22 protein-coding genes and 1 tRNA gene are annotated in these 24,858 nt (G+C 61.4%); 16 read left to right on the top strand and 7 right to left on the bottom strand.

What is annotated here, in order from left to right; translation table 11 throughout:
- The 9 genes from RT697_RS08205 to RT697_RS08165 form a co-directional block, all read left to right on the top strand.
- On the top strand, positions 1 to 1,509 hold a 1,509-nt coding region (locus RT697_RS08205), incomplete at its 5' end, for a DUF2345 domain-containing protein (protein ID WP_313698037.1).
- 15 nt (positions 1,510 to 1,524) lie between these two features.
- A complete protein-coding gene (locus RT697_RS08200; RefSeq protein ID WP_313698035.1) occupies positions 1,525 to 2,430 on the top strand; it encodes a hypothetical protein in 906 nt (301 codons plus the stop codon).
- The gene (locus RT697_RS08195; protein WP_313698033.1) at positions 2,430 to 2,852 is read left to right on the top strand and encodes a hypothetical protein; all 423 of its coding nucleotides are present in this window, start codon (positions 2,430 to 2,432) and stop codon (positions 2,850 to 2,852) included. Before RT697_RS08200 ends, RT697_RS08195 begins: the two co-directional genes overlap by 1 nt.
- Positions 2,849 to 4,027, top strand: coding sequence for a type VI immunity family protein (locus RT697_RS08190; RefSeq protein WP_313698032.1), 1,179 nt, complete (start codon positions 2,849 to 2,851; stop codon positions 4,025 to 4,027). Before RT697_RS08195 ends, RT697_RS08190 begins: the two co-directional genes overlap by 4 nt.
- 87 nt (positions 4,028 to 4,114) lie before the next feature.
- Positions 4,115 to 5,443 carry a hypothetical protein gene (locus tag RT697_RS08185; RefSeq protein WP_313698030.1) on the top strand — a complete coding sequence of 443 codons (1,329 nt, stop codon included), beginning with the start codon at positions 4,115 to 4,117 and terminating at the stop codon, positions 5,441 to 5,443.
- Complete coding sequence (locus RT697_RS08180; protein ID WP_313698028.1) at positions 5,440 to 6,618, top strand: type VI immunity family protein; 1,179 nt, start codon at positions 5,440 to 5,442, stop codon at positions 6,616 to 6,618. Before RT697_RS08185 ends, RT697_RS08180 begins: the two co-directional genes overlap by 4 nt.
- A gap of 18 nt (positions 6,619 to 6,636) precedes the next feature.
- Positions 6,637 to 8,037, top strand: coding sequence for a hypothetical protein (locus RT697_RS08175; RefSeq protein ID WP_313698026.1), 1,401 nt, complete (start codon positions 6,637 to 6,639; stop codon positions 8,035 to 8,037).
- Positions 8,034 to 9,212, top strand: a complete 1,179-nt coding sequence (locus tag RT697_RS08170) for a type VI immunity family protein (protein WP_313698025.1) — start codon at positions 8,034 to 8,036, stop codon at positions 9,210 to 9,212. The genes RT697_RS08175 and RT697_RS08170 overlap by 4 nt, the downstream gene beginning before the upstream one ends.
- 16 nt (positions 9,213 to 9,228) lie before the next feature.
- Entirely contained in the window at positions 9,229 to 9,519 is a 291-nt protein-coding gene (locus tag RT697_RS08165) for a PAAR domain-containing protein (RefSeq protein ID WP_313698023.1), read from the top strand.
- A 3-nt stretch (positions 9,520 to 9,522) separates the two neighbouring features.
- Here RT697_RS08165 and RT697_RS08160 read toward each other — a convergent pair whose 3' ends face one another.
- Complete coding sequence (locus RT697_RS08160; protein WP_313698021.1) at positions 9,523 to 10,344, bottom strand: IclR family transcriptional regulator; 822 nt, start codon at positions 10,342 to 10,344, stop codon at positions 9,523 to 9,525.
- Between the two features lie 224 nt (positions 10,345 to 10,568).
- Here RT697_RS08160 and RT697_RS08155 point away from each other — a divergent pair, with 224 nt between their 5' ends.
- The 4 genes from RT697_RS08155 to RT697_RS08140 are packed head-to-tail and all read left to right on the top strand — an operon-like array spanning position 10,569 to position 14,721.
- Positions 10,569 to 11,576, top strand: a complete 1,008-nt coding sequence (locus RT697_RS08155) for a 2-dehydro-3-deoxygalactonokinase (RefSeq protein ID WP_313698019.1) — start codon at positions 10,569 to 10,571, stop codon at positions 11,574 to 11,576.
- 9 nt (positions 11,577 to 11,585) lie between these two features.
- Positions 11,586 to 12,239, top strand: coding sequence for a 2-dehydro-3-deoxy-6-phosphogalactonate aldolase (locus tag RT697_RS08150; RefSeq protein ID WP_313698017.1), 654 nt, complete (start codon positions 11,586 to 11,588; stop codon positions 12,237 to 12,239).
- Positions 12,236 to 13,384: a galactonate dehydratase gene (gene dgoD, locus RT697_RS08145; protein ID WP_056559450.1), complete on the top strand. Its 1,149-nt coding sequence runs from the start codon at positions 12,236 to 12,238 to the stop codon at positions 13,382 to 13,384. Before RT697_RS08150 ends, dgoD begins: the two co-directional genes overlap by 4 nt.
- 26 nt (positions 13,385 to 13,410) lie before the next feature.
- Entirely contained in the window at positions 13,411 to 14,721 is a 1,311-nt protein-coding gene (locus RT697_RS08140) for an MFS transporter (RefSeq protein ID WP_313698015.1), read from the top strand.
- Positions 14,722 to 14,812: 91 nt separating this feature from the next.
- On the opposite strand, the gene RT697_RS08135 is transcribed toward RT697_RS08140, so the two are convergent.
- The 4 genes from RT697_RS08135 to htpG all read right to left on the bottom strand — a co-directional run bounded on the left by RT697_RS08135 (position 14,813) and on the right by htpG (position 19,852).
- Positions 14,813 to 16,012, bottom strand: a complete 1,200-nt coding sequence (locus RT697_RS08135) for an MFS transporter (protein WP_313698014.1) — start codon at positions 16,010 to 16,012, stop codon at positions 14,813 to 14,815.
- A 192-nt stretch (positions 16,013 to 16,204) separates the two neighbouring features.
- The gene (locus RT697_RS08130) at positions 16,205 to 17,470 is read right to left on the bottom strand and encodes a type II toxin-antitoxin system HipA family toxin (protein WP_313698013.1); all 1,266 of its coding nucleotides are present in this window, start codon (positions 17,468 to 17,470) and stop codon (positions 16,205 to 16,207) included.
- A complete protein-coding gene (locus RT697_RS08125; protein ID WP_313698012.1) occupies positions 17,467 to 17,718 on the bottom strand; it encodes a type II toxin-antitoxin system Y4mF family antitoxin in 252 nt (83 codons plus the stop codon). Before RT697_RS08125 ends, RT697_RS08130 begins: the two co-directional genes overlap by 4 nt.
- Before the next feature lie 235 nt (positions 17,719 to 17,953).
- Entirely contained in the window at positions 17,954 to 19,852 is a 1,899-nt protein-coding gene (htpG, locus tag RT697_RS08120) for a molecular chaperone HtpG (RefSeq protein WP_175137927.1), read from the bottom strand.
- Positions 19,853 to 20,059: 207 nt separating this feature from the next.
- Here htpG and RT697_RS08115 point away from each other — a divergent pair, with 207 nt between their 5' ends.
- From RT697_RS08115 to RT697_RS08105, 3 genes are all read left to right on the top strand, one after another.
- Positions 20,060 to 21,463 (top strand): uracil-xanthine permease family protein, encoded by a 1,404-nt coding sequence (locus RT697_RS08115; protein ID WP_313698010.1) that lies wholly within the window; start codon positions 20,060 to 20,062, stop codon positions 21,461 to 21,463.
- Between the two features lie 155 nt (positions 21,464 to 21,618).
- A tRNA-Leu gene (locus RT697_RS08110) sits at positions 21,619 to 21,703 on the top strand.
- A gap of 467 nt (positions 21,704 to 22,170) precedes the next feature.
- Entirely contained in the window at positions 22,171 to 23,118 is a 948-nt protein-coding gene (locus tag RT697_RS08105; RefSeq protein WP_313698008.1) for an Abi family protein, read from the top strand.
- 177 nt (positions 23,119 to 23,295) lie between these two features.
- Here the strand turns inward: RT697_RS08105 and RT697_RS08100 are convergent, their stop codons facing one another.
- Together RT697_RS08100 and RT697_RS08095 are read right to left on the bottom strand one after the other, a co-directional pair.
- Positions 23,296 to 23,835: a hypothetical protein gene (locus tag RT697_RS08100; protein ID WP_313698006.1), complete on the bottom strand. Its 540-nt coding sequence runs from the start codon at positions 23,833 to 23,835 to the stop codon at positions 23,296 to 23,298.
- Positions 23,832 to 24,848, bottom strand: a complete 1,017-nt coding sequence (locus tag RT697_RS08095; protein WP_313698005.1) for a hypothetical protein — start codon at positions 24,846 to 24,848, stop codon at positions 23,832 to 23,834. Before RT697_RS08095 ends, RT697_RS08100 begins: the two co-directional genes overlap by 4 nt.
- Between the last annotated feature and the right edge of the window lie 10 nt (positions 24,849 to 24,858).

Below are 24,858 nucleotides of genomic sequence, written 5' to 3'. Positions count from 1 at the left end.
GAGCCGCTGCCCAAACCCCGCATCGACGGGCCACAGAATGCCGTGGTCGTCGGGCCGCCCAATCAAGAGATCTTTACCGACGAATACGGACGCGTAAAGGTCCAATTCCCCTGGGACCGTGAAGGCAGGCAGGATGAACACAGCTCCTGCTGGATCCGTGTATCGCAGAACATCGCCGGCGCCACCTGGGGCCACATGGCCATCCCTCGCATCGGCCAGGAAGTAATCGTCTCGCATTTCGACGGGGACCCGGACCAACCCGTAATCACCGGCCGCGTCTACAACCGCCTGCAGTTGCCGCCCTACGAACTGCCGAAGTTCAAAGACCTGGCAACGATCAAGAGCAAGGAGCACAAAGGCAACCGAGCCAGTGAACTGCGGCTGGACGATACGCCATCTCAGATCAGCGCCGCACTGATGAACGATCATGGCGCCAGCCACCTGCACCTGGGTTATCTGACCCATCCGCGTCCCAAGGGCGGCGCGCCGCGCGGCGAAGGCTTCGAGCTGCGCACGGATTTGCACGGAACGCTGCGCGCGGCGCAAGGCCTGCTGTTGACCACGGAGACACAAACCAACGCCCAGGGTGGCCAACTCGATCGCGCAGAAATCGTGGCCGTCCTGGAGGCAGCGCTACAACTCGCCCGCAGCCTGGGTAATTACGCCGGCGACCATCAAGGAACCCCTCACGACGCCGAGCCGCGCCGCGACCTGACCACGTTGGTGCGAGAGCTGGGCCATGGCGCCAACGACCAGAGCAGCGGGACCGGCGAAGGCGCGGCGCCCGTCATGGCGCTGTCTGCTCCCGCCGGTATTGCTGCCGGAACCCCCTTCTCCATTGCATTAGGCGCGGGCGAACAATTTGATGCAGTCGCCCACGCAAACCTCCAGTTGACGGCTGGTGAACGCGTGGTCGTCAACGCCGGCAACGGCCTGGGCACGTTCGCGCAACGGGGAGACATGCGCCACATCGCGCATACCGGCCAGCTGCGCTTGCAGGCGCAACACAACAACATCCATCTCGACGCCGACAAGAGCGTGGAGGTTCGCGCCAACAACAACCATGTCACGGTCTCCGCTGAAGCGCACATCACCCTGTTGTGTGGCGGCGCGTATATCAAGATGGCCGGCGGCAACATCGAAATGGGGATGCCCGGCGCCTTCACCGTCAAGGCAACGGGCCACAACTTCACGGGGCCGGGAACGATGGTGCCCACGCTGGGCCAATTCTCTGGCCTGCCTGGCCCTTTTAAAGAGTTCTTCGTGCTGCGCGACGCAAGCACGAACAAAGCTCTGCCGGATCACGCCTACGAGATCGTCCGCGCCAGCGGAGACATCGTACGCGGACGAACCGATGCGCAGGGCCGGACGCAGGTCGTCACCAGCGACGCAAGAGAACCTTTGGAAGTCTCGGCAATGCCGGACCCTGATGATCTCTTGCATCTGGACGCCAGCTATTGGGATGGTGGTGGGAGCTATTCGCTGGATTTTCTTCGCAATCCCAAATAGGAGACAGGCTGAATCATGGCCACCCAAAATGTACGTCCCGGGCCGAAGAATCCGGGAGGGAGTAGTCGGGGCTCAACCAAACCTGACGCGTCGGGCCAGGTGCTGCCCGTCACTAATCCCCTTGACCTTTGGTACCTGTGCGAGAAAGCGCGCTATGCCAGCGCTAATCCGTACCGGCGTGCCAACGATGAAGCGCCCATGTATCAACGCACAGTTGCGCTGATGATCCGGGCGGATAACGAACTCTTTGAGTATCGGTGGCCTTACTGCGCCGAAGTCGGCTACGACATGACGAAGACGCCACCGGCGCCGATCATGAGCAAGAAGCAGCCGCATCGGCCGAGTTCCTTTCCGCTGTCTCAGTACAAGCGGATCAGTAGCCGACAGTTTCCGCAGTACAGCAGCGTTGAGGTTGTGGTGGACATTTTGGGACTGGATGAGCTTGAGGAAATGATTCCGGTGCCGCTGCCCCCAGATGCCGAAAACGGAATTTGGCAGGATATCCAGGTAGTCCAGCAACGCCCCTTGCGGATCCCTGACGTTGTGCGTGTCATCGACCACACGATGGGAGGCGAGCGTCAATACAGTCAGCCTAATCTCGCTGGTGTGATTGAAATGAAGTTTGGAAGAGATGCTCTGTCAACAGAGCAAAAGGCAGCTTATGAGGACATTGCCGGGAAAAGCGACAGATTTCGCCTGCTCAATACCGATCGGTGCGACAGAGCAGATCGGCGCCAACGTCGAGAGTGGATGACCGCAGCACAGAGCGAACCAGTCTACAAACCCGTGTCCCAGGTCATGTCGCTCCCCTCGCGCGCTTCGGCCAATCCACACGGCTTGGTGGTTGGACTAATCATGCCGAGCATCGCGCTGCACGGCAGGTTCTTGAAGTCAGTCCGCCGCCTCCGGGAACCCCAGTGATGAGCGCCGGCCCCGACATCCGAGAGGCCAATGGGCAGGCCGCTCAGGCGCGAGCGCAGATCGAGCTTTCGCTTGCCGCCCCGTTCTTATTCGTAGGCGCGGCAGGTATCGGCGCCGGCGCGGCAACGGTTGCTGGAGGCAGTGCAGCGATCCCCGGTTTAACGCTGACTGCAAGCGCTGGCCCAAGAGTGGTGCACTACGGCCGCCTTGTCAGCTGGAGCCGTCTCATCGGAGGGACTGGTTCAGCAGGAGCCGCACTGGCCTATGCACAATCAGAAGACGGCAGCTCCGCGCCCGTACAGAATCCCGAAATTCAACGCCAATGGCAGGCCTATCAGGAATGGGAAGCCAGCCAACGACACCAACCGCGCACAGAACAGCTGTATCTGTTCTGGCCCGACGCGCCGGAGACGAAAAAATGACCGATTTCTTTAAGGAGTTCGACGCCGAACGCTGGTACTTCACCTTTGCAGATGAAGACGACAACACACTCATCGTTCAACAGGTCGGGATCGTTGCAGTTTTTCATCTTGTCGACGCCTATCTACCGGTTCGCCGCAAAGGCATCGCGGAGGCGTTTTCTCTCTACTATGAACTCTATGGCGACAAGCTCAAAGGTGGATACCGCGCAGATAAGCGCATGATAGTTCGCCCGTTCTCCAAGATGGGCTTCGAATCTTATAGGGACTACGTCGCGGATACCAGCCCGATGGATGTCATCGAGTTCGACTGCATGTCCACGCTCAGCTTGGGGCACGCGAGCGATTACATGTTTGGTGTTTTCTCTCCCGCCGGCTGGTATGAGCAAGTCCATAAAAGGCTTACGACTGTACGGGTCTACCTACCGGTGGAAGAACTTGTTGGCGAAGGGAGAGCACGATTCGAGAGCTTCCTATTGAAGTGCTGCGAATTGCTTCGTCCTCTCCATGGCGCTGCCGGACTCGGGATTCAGGAATGCCACGATTGGGAGGACTATCAAACCCTTGAACACGAGACTGCGTGGGCATACAGAGGAGTAGATCTATGTGGACCGTCCGAAAAGAAAAACTTGCGCGAGGGCTACAAAAATCTCAACTGGTACACCTTCCTGGCCCATCACTGGATTGCCACCCTAGGCACGCCCGAAGAGTTGAAGGCCAAACTGAACGACGAACGGATCGCGCTCCTCCCCTACAAATGGGGAACCGCCATCCGCGCAGGTGATTGGCCTGCACTCGGCAAAGCCGAGACAGACCCCGCTCCCGAACTGTACGTAAAGGTCAACAACGCCATCCGTTCATTGCGCGTGCAAGACATCGGATCACTGCACTACGGCTCCATCGCAGGCGAGGTTCGCTTCAATCCGCTGACCAGCAACCTCTGGCTGCGACGCTTCGATACGCCGCAGGAAATCAAGGCCGTGATCGACGAGGCGGGCAACGTCAAAGCAGAGGAGCGTCACTTCCTGCGCATGCCCTCGGGCACACCTTGTCCATGGCCTGGCATCTGGATCTGCGAGGAGGATCCGTCACAAGGAAGACAGACGTTCATGCACAACGAGATCTTGCCGGACGTGAACGGGCAGGTGGTCACCTGGCGTCTGGTCAAAGCGTGGTAGGGATACAGCTATAGGTCCAGGCGTACGCGCACCGACTCACACATCCCCCGATTCATCCGCAATCCCATCAAGGAGGAAGGCTGAACCATGGCCACCCAGAACGTACGTACCGGGCCAAAGAATCCCGGCGGAAGCGCCCGAGGCTCGACCAAACCTGACGCATCGGGCCAGGTGCTGCCCGTGACCAATCCGCTTGACCTTTGGTACCTATGCGAGAAGGCACGTTATGCCAGCGCCAATCCGTACCAGCGTGCCAGCGATGAAGCGCCCATGTACCAACGCACAGTCGCGTTGATGATTCGGGCGGATAACGAGCTATTTGAGTATCGCTGGCCGTACTGTGCCGAGGTTGGCTATGACATGACGAAGACGCCCCCGGCGCCGATCATGAGCAGGAAACATCCGCATCGGCCGAGTTCCTTTCCGCTTTCCCAATACAAGCGCATCAGCAGCCGGCAATTTCCGCAGTACAGCAGTCTTGAGGTTGTGGTGGACCTACTAAGTTTGGAAGAGCTCGAAGAGATGCTTCCGGTGCCGTTGCCGTCGAACATCGAGGAAGGGATTTGGCAAGATATTCATGTAAGAAGAGAAAGCCCGTTGCGAATTCCCGATGTCATCAGGATCATCAACCACGCATTGGGGGGAGAACCTCAATACAGTCAGTCCAATCTGGCAAGTGTGATCGAGATGAAATTCGGCGCGGATTCACTCTCTAAAGATCAGAAATGGGCCTACGAAAGAATCGCCGGCGACAGACTCAAGTTTCGATTGCTTCATACCGAACGATGCAATACAGCCGACAGGCACCAGCGTCGCGAATGGATGACCGCTGCCCAGAACGAACCGGTCTATAGACCCGTGTCACAAGTCATGTCGCTCCCCTTAAGAGCTTCGGCCGATCCACACGGGTTGGTCGTCGGGCTGATTGATGCCGAACACCAAGCTGCACGGCAAATCCTTGAAATCAGTCCGCCGCCTCCAGGAAACCCAGTGATGAGAGCCGGCCCCGACATTCGAGAGGCCAATAGGCGGGCCGCTCAGGCGCGAGCGCAAATCGAGATAGCGCTTGCCGCGCCGTTCCTATTTGTAGGCGCAGCAGGTATCGGCGCCGGCATGGCAACGGTCGCTGGAGGCAGTGCAGCGATCCCCGGCTCAACGCTGACTGCAAGAGCGGGCCCAAGAGTGGTGCACTACGGCCGCCTTGTCGGCTGGGGCCGTCTCATGGGAGGAACTGGTTCAGCAGGAGCCGCTGTGGCATATGCACAATCAGAAGACGGCAGCTCCGCACCTGTACTGATTCCCGAACTTCAACGCCAATGGCAGGCCTATCAGGAATGGGAAGTCAGCCAACGATACCAGCCGCGCACGGAACAGCTTTATCTGTTCTGGCCCGACGCGCCGGAGACGAAAAAATGACCGATTTCTTCAATGAGTTCGACGCCGAACGGTGGTACTTCACCTTCGCCGATGAGGACGACAACACATTACTCGTCCAGCAAGTCGGGATCGTTGCAGTCTTTCATCTCGTGGACGCCTATTTACCAGTTCGCCGCAAAGGCATCGCGGAGGCATTCTCGCTTTACCACGAACTCTATGGAGACAAGCTCAAGGGCGGTTATCGCGAAGATAAGCGCATGATCGTCCGACCCTTCGCCAAAATGGGCTTTGAAGCCTATCGAGACTACATCGTGAACACCAGTCCGATGAAGGTCGTCGAATTCGATTGCATGTCCAGATTGAGCCTCGGACATGTCAGCGACTATATGTTCGGCGTCTACTCTCCAGCCGGTTGGATCGAGCAGATACACAAAGCACTCACCACCGTTCGCATTTATCTGCCAATTGAAGAACTTGCAGGGGAAGGCAAGCAAAAGCTCGAAAGGTTCCTACTGCAATGTTGTGCGCTGCTTCGCCCTCTTCATGGCGCGGCCGGGTTGGGCATTCAAGGATGCCACGATTGGGAGGACTACCAGACCATCGAATACGAAACAGCTTGGGCATACAGGGGAGTGGATGTGTGCAGTCCGACAGGAAACGAAGCATGGCGCGAAGGCTACTCCAATCTCAACTGGTACACCTTCCTGGCCCACCACTGGATTGCCACGTTGGGCACGCCGGAAGAATTGAAGGCCAAGCTCAATGACGATCGCATCGCGCTCCTTCCCTACAAATGGGGAACCGCCATCCGCGCAGGTGATTGGCCTGCACTCGGAAAAGCCGAAACAGACCCCGTTCCCGAACTGTATGTGAAGGTCAACAACGCCATCCGATCATTGCGCGTGCAAGACATCGGATCGCTGCACTACGGCTCCATCGCCGGCGAGGTTCGCTTTAACCCGCTGACCAGCAACCTCTGGCTGCGCCGCTTCGATACGCCGCAGGAAATCAAGGCCGTAATCGACGAGGCGGGCAACGTCAAAGCAGAGGAGCGTCACTTCCTGCGCATGCCCTCGGGCACACCTTGTCCATGGCCTGGCATCTGGATCTGCGAGGAGGATCCGTCACAAGGAAGACAGACGTTCATGCACAACGAGATCTTGCCGGACGTGAACGGGCAGGTGGTCACCTGGCGTCTGGTCAAAGCGTTGTAGGGACCCATCTACACGTCCGTGCGTAAGCGCACCGACAAACATAGCCCTGTGCAACTCATCAGCAACCCCAAGAAGAAGGAAGGCTTAACCATGGCCACCCAATCTGTACGCCCCGGGCCAAAGAATCCCGGCGGAAGCGCCCGGGGCTCGACCAAACCTGACGCATCGGGCCAAGTGCTGCCCGTGACCAATCCGCTTGATCTCTGGTACCTATGCGAGAAGGCACGCTATGCCAGCGCCAATCCGTACCGGCGTGCCAGCGATGAAGCGCCCATGTACCAACGCACAGTCGCGTTGATGATCCGGGCGGACAACGAGCTATTTGAGTATCGCTGGCCGTACTGCGCCGAAGTCGGCTACGACATGACGAAGACGCCTCCGGCGCCGATCATGAGCAAAAGGCAACCGCATCGGCCTAGTTCGTTCCCGTTGTCTCAATACAAGCGGATCAGCAGTCGGCTGTTTCCACAGTACAGCAGTCTTGAGGTCGTGGTGGACCTGTTGGGGCTGAAGGAGCTAGAGCAAATAATTCCGGTGCCGTTACCTTCGGATGTCGAAACCGGAATTTGGCGGGATATTCAGAAACCGCCGACAAGCCCGATGCGGATTCCCGACGTTGTTCGGGTCATCAACCACACGTTGGGAGGTGCGCCGCAATACAGTCAGCCGAATCTGGCCAGCGTTATTGAAATGAAGTTCGGATCGGACTCGCTGACAAAAGAACAGAAGTTTGCTTACGAGTACATCGCAGGCCATAGCGAAAAATTTCGCCTCCTCCATACCGACCGGTGCAACGGAGCCGACAGGCGTCAGCGTCGCGAGTGGATGACCGCTGCCGAGAACGAACCGGTCTATAAACCCGTGTCGCAAGTCATGTCGCTCCCCTTGAGAGCTTCGGCCGATCCACACGGGTTGGTCGTTGGGCTGATCGATGCCGAACACCAAGCTGCTCGGCAGGTTCTTGAAGTCAGTCCGCCGCCACCGGGAACCCCAGTGATGAGCGCCGGCCCCGACATCCGAGAGGCCAATGGGCGGGCCGCGCAGGCGCGAGCGCAAATCGAGATTTCGCTTGTCGCCCCGTTCTTATTTGCAGGCGCGGCAGGTATCGGCGCCGGCATGGCAGCGGTCGCTGGAGGCAGTGCAGCGATCCCCGGTTCAACGCTGACCGCCAGCGCAGGTCCAAGAGTGGTGCACTACGGCCGCCTAGTCGGCTGGGGCCGTCTCATCGGAGGAACTGGTTCAACAGGAGCCGCTGTGGCATATGCACAATCCGAAGACGGCAGTTCCGCGCCTGTACTAACTCCCGAGTTTCAACGCCAATGGCAGGCCTATCAGGAATGGGAAGCCAGCCAACGACACCAACCGCGCACAGAACAGCTGTATCTGTTCTGGCCCGACGCGCCGGAGACGAAAAAATGACCGATTTCTTTAAGGAGTTCGACGCCGAACGCTGGTACTTCACCTTTGCAGATGAGGCCGACAACACATCACTCGTCCAGCAGGTCGGGATCGTTGCAATCTTTCATCTCGTTGACGCCTATCTGCCGGTTCGCCGCAAAGGCATCGCGGAGGCATTCTCGCTCTACTACGAGATCTATGGAGACAAACTCAAGGGCGGTTATCGCGAAGATAAGCGCATGATCGTCCGACCTTTTGCCAAAATGGACTTTGTGGCCTATCGAGACTACATCGTGGACACCAGTCCCATGGGAGTCGTCGAGTTCAAATGCATGTCCAAGTTAAGTCTGGGGCATGTCAGTGACTATATGTTTGGGGTCTATTCTCCTGCCGGATGGTATGAGCAAGTTCACAAACCTCTCACCACGGTAAGGGTGTATTTGCCTATAGAAGAGCTTGCGGGCGAAGGGAAAGCTCGATTCGAGGATTTCTTGTTGCAGTGCTGTGCATTGCTTCGTCCTCTTCATGGTGCGGCAGGACTTGGGATTCAGGAGTGCCACGATTGGGAGGACTACCAAACTCTCGAACACGAGACAGCCTGGGCATATCGAGGGGTAGACGTCTGTGGACCGACCGGAAAGAAGAACTTGCGCGAGGGCTACAAGAATCTCAACTGGTACACGTTCCTAGCCCATCACTGGATCGCCACGTTGGGCACGCCGGAAGAATTGAAGACCAAGCTCAACGACAAACGCATCGCGCTCCTCCCTTACGAATGGGGCACCGCCATCCGTGCAGGCGATTGGCCCGCACTCGGCAAAGCCGAGACAGACCCCACCCCCGAGCTGTACGTAAAGGTCAACAAGGCCATCCGTTCATTGCGCGTGCAAGACATCAGATCACTGCACTACGGCTCCATCGCCGGCGAGGTCCGCTTCAATCCGCTGACCAGCAACCTCTGGCTGCGCCGCTTCGATACGCCGCAGGAAATCAAGGCCGTAATCGACGAGGCGGGCAACGTCAAAGCAGAGGAGCGTCACTTCCTGCGCATGCCCTCGGGCACACCTTGCCCATGGCCTGGCATCTGGATCTGCGAGGAGGATCCGTCACAGGGAAGACAGACGTTCATGCACAACGAGATCTTGCCGCACGTGAACGGGCAGGTGGTTACCTGGCGTCTGGTCAAAGCGCTATAACGCAGGCTCCAAACAAATGCCAGAAATCATCCGCAAAGACGACAGCACCGACCACGGCGGGTCGGTGCTGGAGGGGTTCCCGCACACCAACCTCAACGGCAGACCCATGGCCGGCGTCGGCCATCAAGTCTCATGCCCCAAGTGCAAGGGCGTCTTCCCCATCGTGGAGGGAAGCCCTACGTACAAAGTCGATGGCGTCCCGGTTGCGCTGCACGGCATGAAGACGGCGTGCGGCGCCCGTCTGCTCGCCAGCGGCTCGAAAGCGCGGGTCGAAGGTCACGCGGTCCGGGATCATCACCCTGAGTAGCCCTCAACTCCGCTCAACCTTCCATCCCATCTCGGCCGATATCCCCGCAGCGGCACCCTGCACCACCGGCACCATCTCGCGCATGCGCTCCAGCGACATATAAGGCACGGTGCTCGACACGCTGATGGCGGCGACGATGCCGCTGGAGGCGTCGCGCACGGGCGCCGCCACGCAGCGGATCGACGGCTCGTTGTCTTCCAGGTCGAACGCGTAGCCCTGCGACGCGTAATCGCGCATGCGGTCGCGGAATGCCTCCCAGCCTTGCTGTCCGCCGAGTGCGCGCGACGACACCGGTGCGCCGACGCGATGCAGCGCCTTCCACTGCGGCTCGTCCGCGTCCAGCAGCAACGCCTTGCCCACGCCGGTCGCGGCGAGCGGCATGCGGTGGCCCACCCGCGATCGCATTTCCAATCCCTTCTTGCCCGGGATTTTTTCCAGGTACAGCACGTCGTTGTTGTCGCGCACTGCCAGATGAATCGTGTCGCCGGTCATGTCGGCCAGGCTGTCCAGATAGGGACGCGCCAGCGTCGCCAGCGGAAAGGCCTCGCGCGCCTGGAAACCCAGCTCGATCAGCTTGGGTCCCAGCACGTAACCCACACCCGGCAACGCGCGCAGATAGCGCTCTTGCACCAGGCAGCTTGCCAGCCGGTGCGTGGTGCTGCGCGCCACGCCGATGCGGGCGCAGATTTCCTTCAAGTCGCGTGCGCCATCGGCCACGGCCTGCACGACGGCAAGACCGCGCATCAGTGTCTGCGTGCCTGCGGGTGCCGCGGCATCGGGGTCAAGCGCGGACGGTTTCTCGGGGGGCAGCGTAGTGGCGGTCATGTTGCGGTGCGGTGGCGGAATATTCCCTGTATGTGGGATTTAATTCTATATTTTGAGATTTTTCAAGCGCTGAACTAGAATTTTTGCCATCGTGCGCTGCGCGTCTTCCGCGCGCACACGGCAGATTTCAGACAACAAGGTCCGCGCCCTCTCCGCTAGTCCCACGCGCCATCACGGCGCCATGCCGGCAGCCGGATGCGCGGACAGAGACGAGACAGACTCTGATGAATACCGGATCGCCCGCCCGTGCGGCTCTCATCGCGCTGGATTGGGGCACCTCTTCACTGCGCGCCTACCGCCTGGATGCCACGGGCCGCACGCTCGATACGCGCCATCTGCCCTGGGGCATCATGCGCCTGCCGCAGCCGCTGCAGGACGGCGCCGCCACCACCACGTTGTCCGGCTTTGAACTCGCTTTTGAACAGGCATGCGGCGACTGGCTGCGCGCGGAACCCGCCCTGCCCGTCATCGCCTGCGGCATGGTCGGCAGCGCGCAGGGTTGGAAGGAAGCGGCCTACCTGGACGTACCCGTCGACCTGGAACGCATCGGCACGCTGCTGACGGTGGTGGAGCGCCCCGGCGGCACCCCCGTTCACATCGTGCCCGGCCTCATCCAGCGCCACGGCCTGCCCAACGTGATGCGCGGCGAAGAGACCCAGGTCTTCGGCGTAATGGCCGACGAGGCCAGCGCCAACGCCGACAGCGTGCTCATCGGGTTGCCCGGCACGCACTCCAAATGGGTCAACGCGCGCCGCGGCCGCGTCACCCACTTCGACACTTTCATGACCGGCGAGGTCTACGCGGCGCTGCGTGGCCACACCATCCTCGGCCGCACGATGGCCGACGCCCCCAATGCCGACATGGCCGCCTTCGAACGCGGCGTCAAGGTTGCGGGCGCGCCCGCCGGCCGGGCCGGCGTGATGTCCACCATCTTCAGCACGCGCGCGCTGGGCCTGACCGGCGAACTCGCGCCTGAATCGCAGGCCGACTACCTGTCGGGCCTCTTGATCGGCCATGAAGTCGCCGCGCTGGCCGAAATGCTGCGCCAGCAGGGCGAACTGCCCCGCATCGTGCTGTGCGGCGAGCCCGCGCTGTGCAAGCGCTACATCCTGGCCATGCAGCATTACGGACTGGGCACGCCCGAGCAGGCGCAGAACGCCACCGAGCGCGGCCTGTGGCATCTGGCCATCTGCGCCGGGCTCGTCTCCTCTTCCACCCCGCTCTCCGCCTAGGAATCTTCGATGAACCATCCCGGTCTGCAAACCGCCATGGCCCACTGCGGCCTGATCGCCATCCTGCGCGGCATCACCCCTGCCGAAGCCGAGTCCGTCGGGCAAGCGCTGTACGACGCAGGCTTCCGCCTGATCGAAGTGCCGCTGAATTCTCCGGATCCGCTGGACAGCATCCGCGCCATGCGCGCCGCGCTGCCCACCGACTGCCTCATCGGCGCCGGCACCGTCCTCAATCCCGACGACTGCGCGCGCGTCCAGCAGGCCGGCGGCGAACTCATCGTCATGCCGCACAGCGACCCGGCCGTCATCCGCCAAGCCAAGAAGCTGGGCATGGCGTCGTGCCCTGGCGTCGCCACGCCCACCGAAGCCTTTGCCGCGCTGGCTGCGGGCGCCGACGTGTTGAAGATGTTTCCGGCCGAGCAGCTCGGCCCGGCCGTGCTCAAGGCCTGGCGCGCGGTGATGCGCCTGCCGATCGCACTGGTTCCCGTGGGCGGCATCACGCCCGACAACCTTTCGAATTACGCCCAGGCGGGCGCCAGCGGCTTCGGCCTGGGCTCCGCCTTGTACAAACCCGGCCTGTCGGCCGAAGCAACCGGCCAGAACGCACGCGCATTCGTCGCGGCCTGGCAACGCGCCTATCCTGCCCAGGAGACACAAGCATGAAGATCACCAAGCTCACCACCTACATCGTGCCGCCCCGGTGGTGCTTCCTGAAGATTGAAACGGACGAAGGCATCGTCGGCTGGGGCGAACCCGTCGTCGAAGGCCGCGCGCACTCCGTTGCCGCCGCCGTCGAAGAACTGTCCGACTACCTGATCGGCAAGGATCCCCGCAACATCGAAGACCACTGGACGGTCCTGTACCGCGGCGGCTTCTACCGCGGCGGCGCCATCCACATGAGCGCGCTGGCCGGCATCGACCAGGCGCTGTGGGACATCAAGGGCAAGCACCTTGGCGTGCCCGTGTCGCAACTGCTGGGCGGCAACGTGCGCGACCGCATCCGCGTGTACTCGTGGATCGGCGGCGACCGTCCCGCCGACACCGCCGCGGCCGCCAAGAGCGCCGTCGAGCGCGGCTTCACCGCCGTCAAGATGAACGGCACCGAAGAGCTGCAGTACATCGACTCGTTCGACAAGGTTGAAAAATGCCTGGAGAACGTCGCCGCCGTGCGCGACGCCGTCGGCCCCAACGTGGGCATCGGCGTCGACTTCCACGGCCGCGTGCACAAGCCCATGGCCAAGGTGCTGATGAAGGAACTTGATCCGTTCAAGCTCATGTTCATCGAAGAACCCGTGCTGAGCGAACACTACGAAGCGCTGAAGGAACTTGCGCCGCTGACGTCCACGCCGATCGCGCTGGGCGAACGCCTGTTCTCGCGCTGGGACTTCAAGCGTGTGCTGTCCGAAGGCTACGTCGACATCATCCAGCCCGACCCGTCGCACGCCGGCGGCATCACCGAAACGCGCAAGATCGCCGCGATGGCCGAAGCCTATGACGTCGCGCTGGCCCTGCACTGCCCGCTCGGCCCCATCGCGCTGGCCACCTGCCTGCAGATCGACGCCGGCTGCTACAACGCGTTCATCCAGGAACAGAGCCTGGGCATCCATTACAACGCCGCCAACGACCTGCTCGACTATGTCAGCAACCGCGAGGTCTTCGCCTACGAGGACGGCATGGTCGCGATCCCGCAAGGGCCGGGCCTGGGCATCGAAGTGAACGAGGAATACGTCAAAGAACGCGCGGCAGTGGGCCACCGCTGGCGCAATCCCATCTGGCGTCACGCCGATGGCAGCTTCGCCGAATGGTAAGCCGATAAAAGAGAGAGGAGACACCATTGTCCACCGCCGCCCAAGCCGGCCTGCAGAGCGCTCAGCGCCCCACCCGCAGCCGCTACATCATCATGGTGATGCTGTTCATCACCGTCGTCATCAACTACCTTGACCGCAGCAACCTGTCCATCGCCGCGCCCGCCCTGAAGGACGAGTTCGGCCTGGACACCTGGCATGAAGGCCTGATCCTGTCGGCCTTCGGCTGGACCTACGCCGCCATGCAGATCCCCGGCGGCTGGCTGGTGGACCGCGTGTCACCCCGCGTGCTGTACGCCGCCGCGCTGATCCTGTGGTCCGCGGCCACGTTCTTCATGGGCTTTGCCGGCAGCTTCGTCATCCTGTTCGTCCTGCGCCTGGCCGTGGGCGCGCTGGAAGCCCCGGCCTACCCCATCAACAACCGCGTCGTCACCACCTGGTTCCCGGAACGCGAACGCGCCACCGCGATCGGCTTCTACACGTCGGGCCAGTTCGTCGGCCTGGCGTTCCTGACGCCCGTGCTGGCCTGGCTGCAGCACCACTACGGCTGGCACATGGTGTTCGTCAGCACCGGCCTCCTGGGCATCATCTGGGGCGTGCTGTGGTTCATGATCTACCGCGAGCCGCGCCAGTTCAAGGGCGCCAACGCAGCGGAGATCGAACTGATCCAGCAAGGCGGCGGCGTCGTCGACCTGGACACGCGCGTGCGCGAAAAGAAGGCCCCGTTCAACTGGAACGACCTGGGCCTGGTCATGAGCAAGCGCAAGCTGTGGGGCGTGTACCTCGGCCAGTTCTGCCTGACCTCCACGCTGTGGTTCTTCCTGACCTGGTTCCCCACGTACCTGGTCAAGTACCGCGGCATGGACTTCATCAAGTCCGGCTTCCTGGCGTCCGTGCCCTTTCTGGCCGCCTTCATCGGCGTGCTGTGCTCGGGCGTGCTGTCCGACTTCCTGATCCGCCGCGGCGCCACCGTCGGCCTGGCGCGCAAGCTGCCCATCATCCTGGGCCTGCTGATCTCCACGTCCATGATCGGCGCGAACTTCACGGACTCCACGCCGTGGGTCATCTTCTTCCTCGCCGTGGCGTTCTTTGGCAACGGCCTGGCGTCGATCACGTGGTCGCTGGTATCCACGCTGGCGCCGGTTCGCCTCCTGGGCCTGACCGGCGGCGTGTTCAACTTCGTCGGCAACCTGTCGTCGATCTGCACGCCCATCGTGATTGGCTTGCTGGTGTCCAAGGACAGCTTTGCGCCGGCGATTGTGTACGTGTCGTCGCTGGCGTTGCTGGGCGCGCTGTCGTACATCCTGCTAGTTGGGAAGGTGGAGCGGATCGAGGCTTGATGGCTTGGCCTGGATTTGAACTCCGGCTTTGAATGAAGGGGCGTCCTGCGGGACGCCCTTTTTTCATGTGGGGCGAATCGCAGGCCGAGCCTCAGCAGCCCTGCACCGCCAGCTTGCGCCGGCGCACGTTCCCGGCGCGCTGCACCAGCACCAGCCCCAGTCCCGCCGTCGCGATCACCGCGCCGGCAATCGGCACCGCCGCGTAGCCCATGCCCGCCGAGATCACCGCGCCCCCGGCCGCCGCGCCCACCGCGTTGCCCAGGTTGAACGCGCCCACGTTCATCGACGAGGCCAGCCCCGGCGCATCGGTCGCGGCGCGCATCACGCCCATTTGCAGGGGCGGCACCACCGCGAACGTCGCGACGCCGAAGATCAGCAGCGCTACTGCCGCGCCGACCGGCGTGGACGCCAGCCACGGGAATGCCAGCAGGTCCACGATGACCAGCACCAGGAAGAAAATCAGCGTGCCGTCCAGCGAGCGGTCGGCCATGCGTCCGCCGACGCCATTGCCCAACGTAAAGCCCAGGCCGATCAGCACCAGCATGCCCGTCACGAACGCCGGGGACGCGCCGGTAATTTCGGCCAGCGTCGGGGCGATGTACGTGTACAGCGTGAACATCGCGCCCGCGCCCAGCACCGTCGTCAACAGCGCCAGCAATACCGCAGGGCTGCGCAGCACGGCCAGTTCATGACGCACGTTGGGACGCCGGCCCGCCTCGCCCGCCGGCAGCGCGAACCACAGCGACAGCATTGCAATCAGGCCCAGCACCGCCGTCGCAAAGAACGACATCCGCCAGCCGATCGTCTGACCCAGCCACGTCGCAGCCGGCACGCCGCCCACGTTGGCAATGGTCAGGCCCATGAACATCGTCGCCACCGCACTGGCCTGCTTGTGACGCGGAACCACGCTCGCGGCCACCAGCGAGCCCAGGCCAAAGAACGCGCCATGGTTCAGGCTGGTCACCAGGCGGGCCAGCAGCAGCGTCGTGTAGTTGGGCGACAGCGCCGACAGGATGTTGCCGATGGTGAAGATCGCCATCAACAGGATCAGCGCCTTGCGCCGCGACCAGCGCGAGAACGCCAACGTCATCAGCGGCGCGCCGACCATCACGCCGATCGCGTAGGCGCTGACCAGCATGCCGGCGCTGGGGATGGACACGTTCACCCCCTCGGCGATGACGGGCAACAGGCCCATGGGAGAAAACTCGGTCACGCCGATGCCAAATGCACCGACGGCGAGCGCCAACAACGGCGGGCCGGCCTTCACCGGCTGGGTTTCTTGGGGATTCATGCAAGTTCCTTGGGTTCGATGGCGCCGGCGGGGAGCTCCCGGGGCGCGCCCGGCCTGACATGGCCGGCGCATCGGATAGACAGGGCTGCAGTATGACGGCCGGATACTTGCAGAAAAAGCCATTTGGCGGGCAAACACTTTTGACTTCAGGTCATTAATCCGTTGGGGCACGATCCGCCCTCGGACGCGTCTTCAGGTTTGCAGTCCCCAGCGCTTTGCGTGCCTGCGCGTGTTCGATGTGATCCATTGCGCCAGTCGCTCCAGAAGCGTCCGTTCGGTGCCCAACCGTGCCACGTCCCACAAGCCGGCCTTTACCTGCGCCATCGCATCCGGCAATGCTCCAACAAGAGATTTCGCCACCGTAGCGACATAGCGCGGATTGAAACCCAGCTCGATCGCCATGGCATCCAGTTGCCCCTTGCCAATGGCGCCCGGTTTGTCTTCCCCGCCAATGGCAAACGCGAATCGCGCGCTCAACCCCGGATAAATAGCCGTGCACATCAGGTCATAGAACGGCGCCAGGACGTACTTCCCGTCGTCGTTCAGGAGCACCGACAAATTCTTCGCATGGCTGTCGTTGTTGCCCACCATCAGATTGAACAGAATCCACTGCAGAAAACGCTTTACGTCCGAGCCCCCGACACCCGTGGCTGCCAGCAGCTTGCGGCAATCCGCCAACGTCGGACCACCATCCGATTCGTACTTCACGTTCGAGGGCTTGCCCGCCAGCTGGCATAGATCCAGTTGATGCAACCGTTGCAAGCCGCCTTGTCCATCCGGTACACGGTCATAGCGCTGAATCAGACATGCGCGTGTGTCCGGTTGATAACCGGCTTGCGCCACCCCCAAGCCAAGTCTTGCCGCCAGTTGCATGACCAGCGTCTCGTTCAGCGCCGATGCCCACACACCATCCAGTCCGCGGATATCCGGCTTGAGGATGTGCGTGGACGGCGCCGCGCCTTCGGGCAGCGCGGGCGATCCGTCGGGCAATACGGTCAGCAGAAGTTTGTCTTGCGCACCGGCCAGCGAAATCCGGGTTCCTTCCTCGTTCTCGGCTACCAGCGCCGGCACGCCCGTTTGCTTCAGGCGCGCGGCAATGTCCGTCCAAGTGACGGGCCGATAATGAGCGGGCTTGGGCGCTTCCCCTTGCGGCAATATCGTCAACCCGCTGGCGGTGTCGCCGCCCACGCTGCGCAGCAGTCCGAACACCGTCGTCGCATGCCGGCTGGCCTGCAGGAACTTGCGCACGTGACCTTCGGGCAGCAGGTTTTCGAAGAAGGCGTGAACGGCTTCGCTTGATTGGTCGCCATGCAGAAGCGGTATCGATGGCGAGATCGGACGCGCGTCCCGATGGCTCAGCCATGCGTCGTCATAAACAAAGCGCAACGGCTGCTCATCGAACAGCCGCCCGACTTTGTGGCCATCCTGATAGAGATCGAGTGCGTCCGCCTTGATCATGGGAGCCTCGCGCGCTTGGGCACGATCTGCACTTCCAGGCCGAGCAGGTCCAGCGTATCCAGCACCTTCTGCAATTGCAGCGTGGGCTTGCCCCGCTCGAGATCCACCACGAAGCGATTGCCCGTACCGGATAACCCGGCCAGATCCGCTTGCAGCAAACCTTGAGAACGCCGGACGGTTTTCACCAATTCGCCCAACTCGGACGATGACTGCACCGTTACTGGAAAGGCGTCGACTTTTGATCCCATAGCGACCTCCGTTTTTACCGTTCGGGAAGTTTAGCCAGATTTTGGGAGATTGGCATCGAAATATTCCCGATCGGGAATTTTTCGGCAAACATTGGAACAAAACCAGCGCATATTACCGATCGGTAATAATTTGGCTTCTAACGCATGGTTTACCGGAATAAATTCCCGCTCGGGAATCCGGGAGCCAACGAAAAAGGGCGTCCTCAAGGACGCCCCTCTTCACACAACCCGCCGCTTACTTCAGCAGCAGCGCATTCAACCGCTTCACGAACGCCGCCGGGTCCGCAATCTGCGCGCCCTCAGCCAGCAGCGCCTGATCGAGCAGCAAACGCGCCCACTGATCGAACTCGCCATCTTCAGCCGCACGAATACGCGCCAGCAACGGATGCTCGGGGTTGATCTCCAGCACCGGCTTAACATTCGGCGCTTCCTGCCCCGCAGCCTTCAGCATGCGCAACAAGTGCGGGCTGAGTTCGTTCTGACCCACCACCACGCACGCCGGCGAATCCACCAGACGCAACGTCACGCGCACTTCCTTGACCTGGTCTTCCAGCGTCTTTTGCAGGCGCTCGACCAGCGGCTTGAAGTCTTCGGCCACTTCGGCCTGGTGCTTCTTTTCTTCCTCGTCGGCCAGTTCCGCCAAGTCGAGGCCGCCCTTGGCCACCGACACCAGCGACTTGCCGTCAAATTCGCGCAGGTACGACAGCATCCACTCGTCGACGCGATCGGACAGCAGCAAGACTTCGATGCCCTTCTTGCGGAAGATCTCAAGGTGCGGGCTGTTGCTGGCCGCGGCGAACGTGTCCGCCGTGACGTAGTAGATCTTGTCCTGGCCTTCCTTCATGCGCGACACGTAGTCGGCAAACGACACCGTCTGCGCCTGATCGCCGGAATTCGTCGACGCAAAACGCATCAGCTTGGCGATGCGCTCCAGATTTGCCGAATCCTCGCCCGCGCCTTCCTTCAGCACCTGGCCGAATTCCGACCAGAACGTCGCGTAGTCTTCCGGCTTGTTCTCGGCCAGGTCTTCCAGCAGCGACAGGATGCGCTTGGCCGAACCCTCGCGGATGGCGCGCACATCGCGGCTTTCCTGCAGGATCTCGCGCGATACGTTCAGCGGCAGGTCCGCGGAATCGATCACGCCGCGCACGAAGCGCAGGTACGACGGCAGGAGCTGGTCGGCGTCGTCCATGATGAAGACGCGCTTCACGTACAGCTTCACGCCGTGGCGGCCGTCGCGGTCCCACATGTCCATGGGCGCGTGCTTGGGCACGTACAGAAGCTGCGTGTACTCGCTGCGGCCTTCGACGCGGTTGTGCGTCCACGCCAGCGGATCGTCGTAGTCGTGCGAGACCGTCTTGTAGAACTCGCGGTACTGCTCTTCCGTCACCTCGGACTTGTTGCGGGCCCACAGCGCGTTCGCCTGGTTCACCGTTTCCAGTTCGTCGGTCTTGACCTGCTCGCCCTTCTCTTGATCCCACTCTTCCTTGGCCATGCGGATCGGCAGCGAGATGTGGTCGGAATAGCGGCGCAGGATCTCGCGCAGTTTCCAGCCGTTCAGGAGTTCGTCCTCGTCCGCGCGCAGGTGCAGCGTCACGTCCGTGCCGCGGCTGGCCTTTTCAGCGGCGGCAATCGTGAACTCGCCCTGACCGTCGGATTCCCATTGGATCGCGTCCGTGGAACCGGCGCGGCGGCTCACCACCGTCACCTTGTCCGCCACGATGAACGACGAATAAAAGCCCACGCCGAATTGGCCGATGAGCTGCGCATCCTTTTGCTTGTCGCCGGTCAGCTGCGAGAAGAACTCGCGCGTGCCGGAGCGGGCGATCGTGCCCAGGTTGGCCACCGCCTCTTCGCGCGACAGGCCGATGCCGTTGTCGGAGATCGTGATGGTGCGGGCGGCCTTGTCATAGCTGACCGTGATGGCCAGTTCGCCGTTGCCTTCCAGGAGTTCCGGCTGGTCGATGGCTTCGAAGCGCAGCTTGTCGCAGGCGTCCGACGCGTTCGACACCAGCTCGCGCAGGAAGATTTCCTTGTTGCTGTACAGCGAATGGATCATCAGATGAAGCAGTTGCTTCACCTCGGCCTGGAACCCCAGGGTTTCGGACGCGGAATTCGTGGCGGTTTGGCTCATGGTTCTACGTAGCTCGGAAAATAAATTAGGGACAAATATCGGTCGGCTGGGGCAATGCGCCCGCGCGGCCGCCGGGAAACCCTACTGATGTGGGGGCCAATGGGAACTTTTCAAGACCGGGTGGCGGAGAAGCAACCTGACAGGCGGCTGTCCCCGGTAAAATCCCGCACTTTTCTCACCTACCCCTCCCCGGCCGGCCCTCCCGCCATGCAACCCGCCTCCCTGACCCAACCCGCACCCAGCAAAGCCAACCCCGGCTCCTCCGATGACGCCGACACCAGCCACGACCTGGTCTACGGCCCCGACGACCGCCCCGCGCCTCCCGTCGCCTTCGTCGCCGCCCTGCAGCACCTGCTGGCCATCCTGGTCCCCATCGTCACCCCCGGCCTGCTCATCTGCCAGGCCCTGGGCGTCAGCAGCCGCGACACCACGCTGATCGTCTCCATGTCGCTGGTGATCTCCGGCATCGCCACCTACGTCCAGTGCAAGCGCTTCGGCCCCCTGGGCGCGGGATTGCTCATCGTGCAGGGCACCAGCTTCAACTTTGTCGGCCCGCTGATCGCCGGCGGCTCGGTCATGGTCAAGCAAGGCACCCCGGTCGAAGCCGTCATGGCCGCGATCTTCGGCGTCGTCATCGCCGGGTCCTTTGTTGAGATGGGCATCAGCCGCATCCTGCCCTTCGTCAAACGCCTGATTACCCCGCTCGTCACCGGCATCGTCGTGCTGCTGATCGGCCTGACCCTCATCAAGGTCGGCCTCATCAGCATGGGCGGCGGCTTTGGCGCGATGGCCAACGGCACCTTTGCCAGCGCCGAGAACCTGACCCTGTCCGGCCTCGTCCTGGGCACTATCATCCTGCTCAACCGCGTGCCGGTCGTGTGGATTCGCAGCACGGCCCTGGTCTTGGCGCTGGCGGTCGGCTACATCGCCGCCGCCTATATGGGACGCCTGGATTTCACCGGCGCCCGCGAGGCCGCCGTCTTCCAGGTTCCGGTTCCGCTGCACTTCGGCCTGGGCTTCTCGTGGGCCCTGTTCGTGCCGATGCTGATCATCTACCTGGTCACGTCCCTGGAAGCGATTGGGGACGTCACGGCCACCAGCAAGGTGTCGAAGCAGCCGGTTGAAGGTCCACTCTGGATGCAGCGCATCAAGGGCGGCGTGCTGGTCAATGGCGCGAATTCGCTGCTGGCTGGCGTGTTCAATACGTTCCCCAGCTCGGTGTTTGCCCAGAACAACGGCGTCATTCAGCTGACTGGCATCGCCAGCCGCCATGTTGGCGTGTGGATCGCCGGGATGCTGATCCTGCTGGGACTGTTCCCGGTCGTTGCGGGTGTCCTGCAAGCCGTGCCTGAGCCCGTCCTGGGTGGCGCTGCGATGGTGATGTTTGGCGCGGTGGCCGCTTCCGGGATCAACATCCTGGCGGGCATCCAGCTGGATCGCCGCGCGCTGCTTATCATTGCCGTGTCCCTGGCGCTGGGCCTGGGCGTGTCGCAGGTGCCGGAAATTCTGTCGCACCTGCCGCACTCGGTGAAGAGCGTGCTGGAATCGGGCGTGGCAACCGGCGGTATCTGCGCGCTGGTGATGAACTGGTTCTTGCCCGAGAAGAAGTGAGGATTTTGGGGGTGCGGTCGGGGTTTAGCAGCCCCGGCCTGCCCCTTGGACGGCAGGCCCGCCCGGCCGTCGCCTGACAAGATGAGAAAGACCGCATATAATCGCGGTCTTCGCATCTCCCGCAGCCGTCACCTGGACGCGCTCGCGACCCCCTAGCCCGGGTGGTGAAATTGGTAGACGCAGGGGACTCAAAATCCCCCGCCGCAAGGCGTGCCGGTTCGATTCCGGCCCCGGGCACCACGAATTCCATGTGCGGTGACGCGTTAAAAGCGCTCATCTCTGCGCCCCCCCCAAAGTCGTGTTTTCCCCCTGCAGGGCCGCCCTTGCTGACGGTTCAGTCCGCTTTCGGCCTGTGTCTGCATAACAGCGTCGCCCCGCGTATATCGCCGAGTCGATGTGGCTCGTCCGTTGACCGCGCCGAGATCCGAACTTGAGCTCTGTACAAGGCACGAAAGGGACGACGTCCCAGTTTCTCGTCAGACTCGTCTTGTTTTGGCGACCTACCCAACTGAGATCCGGCCAAACGCTTGACCCCTACCGACGATAGAGACAACAATCACTGCAATCGCGCCCAAACCTCTGCAGTCGGCTTGTCCGGCTGCATGTTTGGGCCTTCTCATTTCTGAGGCATTGCCTTGGTTCAGACGGCACCGCCAAAACCGCATAAGACGTACGTCGAACTCGCGAGCGTGCTTGCAGAGCGCGGCATGGACATTGGTGACGCAGGCCGCACTCAACGGAAACTCTCCCAGGTCGGCTATTACCGGCTGAGCGGATATTGGTATCCGTGCCGGGTACCGTGCAGAGATCAGCACGGGCAACAAGTTACCGGTCACGCAGGCCGGCCGTTGCGCGCAGATCGCTTCTTGCCAGGCACTGCATTCCACGATGTCTTCAACCTATACCTTTTCGATAAGCGTCTAAGACTTCTTGCGCTCGACGCTATCGAGCGGATTGAAGTGCACCTTCGGTCGGTAATTGCCCACGAGGTCGGTTTCCACGATCCAATGGCGTACGAACAGGATCGCTTCATCATGCCCCGCGCCTGTGCCGACTATGCGCACAAAGGTAGGGTCCGCAACCAATGGCGAGAATGGTCTGAACGCCAGCGCTCGCAACTCAACCGATCCCGGGAAGACTGCATCGTATGGCATCGCGAAAATAGGAGAGCCATTCCGTTCTGGGTCGCGGTCGAAGCCTGGGACTTTGGTCTCCTATCCAAGTACTTCGAGATGCTTCGCGGAAAGCACAGACAGCGAATTTCAAATCGACTAGGGGTTGCAAACAGCCTGGTTCTGAAGGACTGGTTGCAGCAGATCAACACTTTGCGGAACCGATGTGCGCATCACGCACGAGTTTGGAACCAGTCATCCAGCAACACTCTCGCGCACCTTCCTCACCCCTATTTCAATGTGCTCACACTGTCCGACCACGCGCGCGGCCGCCTTTTCGGCCTTATCGCTGTGATCTGGTTCTTGATCAAGCAGATTGGGCCCAACTCGCAGTGGCTCGACCAAGTTGCAGCGCTGATTGAGGCGTGGCCACAACTTCCTGGTTGCGACCGTTATGCCATGGGTTTCGACCGCGGCATGTCCTCGCTACCGCGCGAGCCGTTTGCACAGGCAGGTTTGCTGCTTGCGCCGCAGACTACTTAACGACGTCAAGCGCAGAATATCGAAGCCACTTTCGCCAGCGTCGACCAGATCGACACAATCCATTTTCGGCCGCGCGTAATACTCTAAACAGTGGCATAAGTGCCGGTGTCGGACACCTCGACCATGCTCAAGTGTTCACCGCACCGCGAATGGGAACCACCGGGTCGCAACGCGACGCTATAGCTCCTGGGCGGCCTTCTCCACCGCGCTGATCGCACGCAGGAAGGCGTCGATTTTCGCTTTGACGTTCGCTTCGTTCGGGTTGTCGTCGGCCAATGCGTCTCTGGCCTTCTTGAAGGCGTCAATCGTTTCGGTGACGGCGTCAATTGCATTGCGTACCGGGATCAAGCGGATCCGCTTGGCGTTATGCTCGTTTTCAGCGGTTTGCTGCTTTACCGTCTTCTCGAGCTGGTTCAGCGCCGCAATCCGGCCATGCATACCGTTGATAATTTCTGCAGCGGCTTTTCCAATCAGCTTTTGTCGTGCTGCTTCCGCTTGCTCGTCAATGCGTCTGATGCTCTCCACTTCCTCCTTATCGGAGATGTTCTTGGGCCGAGTCTGATTCGTAAAGTCCACGAGTCTTTTCGACTGTTTAATCACCTCCGCATCAAGCACTGCCGCGCCCTTGTCTTTAGCAGCAATAATCTGCTGAGCAACATCGTCAAGCAGTTTCTTCAGCTCTGCATTACATGCCTCGAATCCAATGATCTTGCTCATAGTTCACGCCACCTTTGCGTAAGGGTCCTGACTTCGGCGACCGCCGCGATGAGCGAATCCAAATTGACAGGTTTGCGTTCCTTCACCGCTTTTGCCAACTGCAACTGCGTCGCCCCCCAGATGGCGAGCGCATTCTCGGCAGCCCCAATTATCGACAGCCCAGCCTTCTCGCGTTGCCGAATCGCTTTGAGCTTCTCGTTGTACTCAGCTATATGCGGGGCGAAATTCTGGTGGACGATGTCCAGTTGGGCGAGCTGGGCTTTCAGCTCGTTGATCTTGGCTGGCTGTCTCGCTGGCCCTTCCGAGATCAACGCGAACAATTGCAGCGTGGCGCTGTCCTGCAGCTTACTGAGTTCATCGTTTAGCGCGATCCATTCTCCATACAATTCGGGTTTATTCAGGTGATGAACCTGGAACTCGATTTGCAGAACGAACAGACGCCGTGCATCTGTGACCTGCGCATTAATCAAGGCGGAGATCCGGACCATCGAAGGACCAAAATTAGCTAATGCTTCCTCGAGGGACTGTGCAGCGACGTGCTTGGCATATTCCCCATAGACAAAAGCAATGGTGTCTGTCGCGACACCCACAACTTCCGCGCTAGCGCTCGTCGCCACATCAATGCTGACTGTGTCTAGCAGACGCTTGACAGAATCCGCCACGTCTCTTGCGCTCTCGGCCCCTCTATTGCCCGCGTCAACAATCTCTTCGATGGATTTGGCGTAGGCGACCATCGCATCCAGCGACCTCATGGTTGCCGACCACGCGGCGTCCAATTTCTTGATCGAGTCGTCGTCGCGTGGTACAGCGCCGGCGCTGCTCGCGGACGCGACCTCCGCTTTAACCACCTCGCCGGTTGTTCCCATCGCCTCCTTGAGTTGGATGGTGGCCACCGTAAAGCCGCGCGTATCCGGCAGAGCAGTACAGCCTCCAAGCGTGCAGCCCAGCAAAGCCAGCGCCCAAAGCCCCCGCCACCAGCGATTCACCACATGCACCTTGCATTCTTGCGTCATGATCGTCCGC

Origin of the sequence: Achromobacter sp. (genome assembly GCF_032113835.1) — a bacterium.
GTDB lineage: Bacteria > Pseudomonadota > Gammaproteobacteria > Burkholderiales > Burkholderiaceae_B > Achromobacter.
This window is presented reverse-complemented; position numbering and strand designations above follow the sequence as displayed.

Coding starts and splice junctions, on each gene's coding strand:
- RT697_RS08170 (WP_313698025.1), top strand. CDS start 8,034: ATGACCGATTTCTTTAAGGAGTTCGACGCCGAACGCTGGTACTTCACC.
- RT697_RS08195 (WP_313698033.1), top strand. CDS start 2,430: ATGAGCGCCGGCCCCGACATCCGAGAGGCCAATGGGCAGGCCGCTCAG.
- RT697_RS08200 (WP_313698035.1), top strand. CDS start 1,525: ATGGCCACCCAAAATGTACGTCCCGGGCCGAAGAATCCGGGAGGGAGT.
- RT697_RS08185 (WP_313698030.1), top strand. CDS start 4,115: ATGGCCACCCAGAACGTACGTACCGGGCCAAAGAATCCCGGCGGAAGC.
- RT697_RS08105 (WP_313698008.1), top strand. CDS start 22,171: ATGGACATTGGTGACGCAGGCCGCACTCAACGGAAACTCTCCCAGGTC.
- RT697_RS08135 (WP_313698014.1), bottom strand. CDS start 16,012: ATGAATCCCCAAGAAACCCAGCCGGTGAAGGCCGGCCCGCCGTTGTTG.
- RT697_RS08115 (WP_313698010.1), top strand. CDS start 20,060: ATGCAACCCGCCTCCCTGACCCAACCCGCACCCAGCAAAGCCAACCCC.
- RT697_RS08190 (WP_313698032.1), top strand. CDS start 2,849: ATGACCGATTTCTTTAAGGAGTTCGACGCCGAACGCTGGTACTTCACC.
- RT697_RS08160 (WP_313698021.1), bottom strand. CDS start 10,344: ATGACCGCCACTACGCTGCCCCCCGAGAAACCGTCCGCGCTTGACCCC.
- RT697_RS08165 (WP_313698023.1), top strand. CDS start 9,229: ATGCCAGAAATCATCCGCAAAGACGACAGCACCGACCACGGCGGGTCG.
- dgoD (WP_056559450.1), top strand. CDS start 12,236: ATGAAGATCACCAAGCTCACCACCTACATCGTGCCGCCCCGGTGGTGC.
- RT697_RS08150 (WP_313698017.1), top strand. CDS start 11,586: ATGAACCATCCCGGTCTGCAAACCGCCATGGCCCACTGCGGCCTGATC.
- htpG (WP_175137927.1), bottom strand. CDS start 19,852: ATGAGCCAAACCGCCACGAATTCCGCGTCCGAAACCCTGGGGTTCCAG.
- RT697_RS08130 (WP_313698013.1), bottom strand. CDS start 17,470: ATGATCAAGGCGGACGCACTCGATCTCTATCAGGATGGCCACAAAGTC.
- RT697_RS08180 (WP_313698028.1), top strand. CDS start 5,440: ATGACCGATTTCTTCAATGAGTTCGACGCCGAACGGTGGTACTTCACC.
- RT697_RS08100 (WP_313698006.1), bottom strand. CDS start 23,835: ATGAGCAAGATCATTGGATTCGAGGCATGTAATGCAGAGCTGAAGAAA.
- RT697_RS08125 (WP_313698012.1), bottom strand. CDS start 17,718: ATGGGATCAAAAGTCGACGCCTTTCCAGTAACGGTGCAGTCATCGTCC.
- RT697_RS08155 (WP_313698019.1), top strand. CDS start 10,569: ATGAATACCGGATCGCCCGCCCGTGCGGCTCTCATCGCGCTGGATTGG.
- RT697_RS08095 (WP_313698005.1), bottom strand. CDS start 24,848: ATGACGCAAGAATGCAAGGTGCATGTGGTGAATCGCTGGTGGCGGGGG.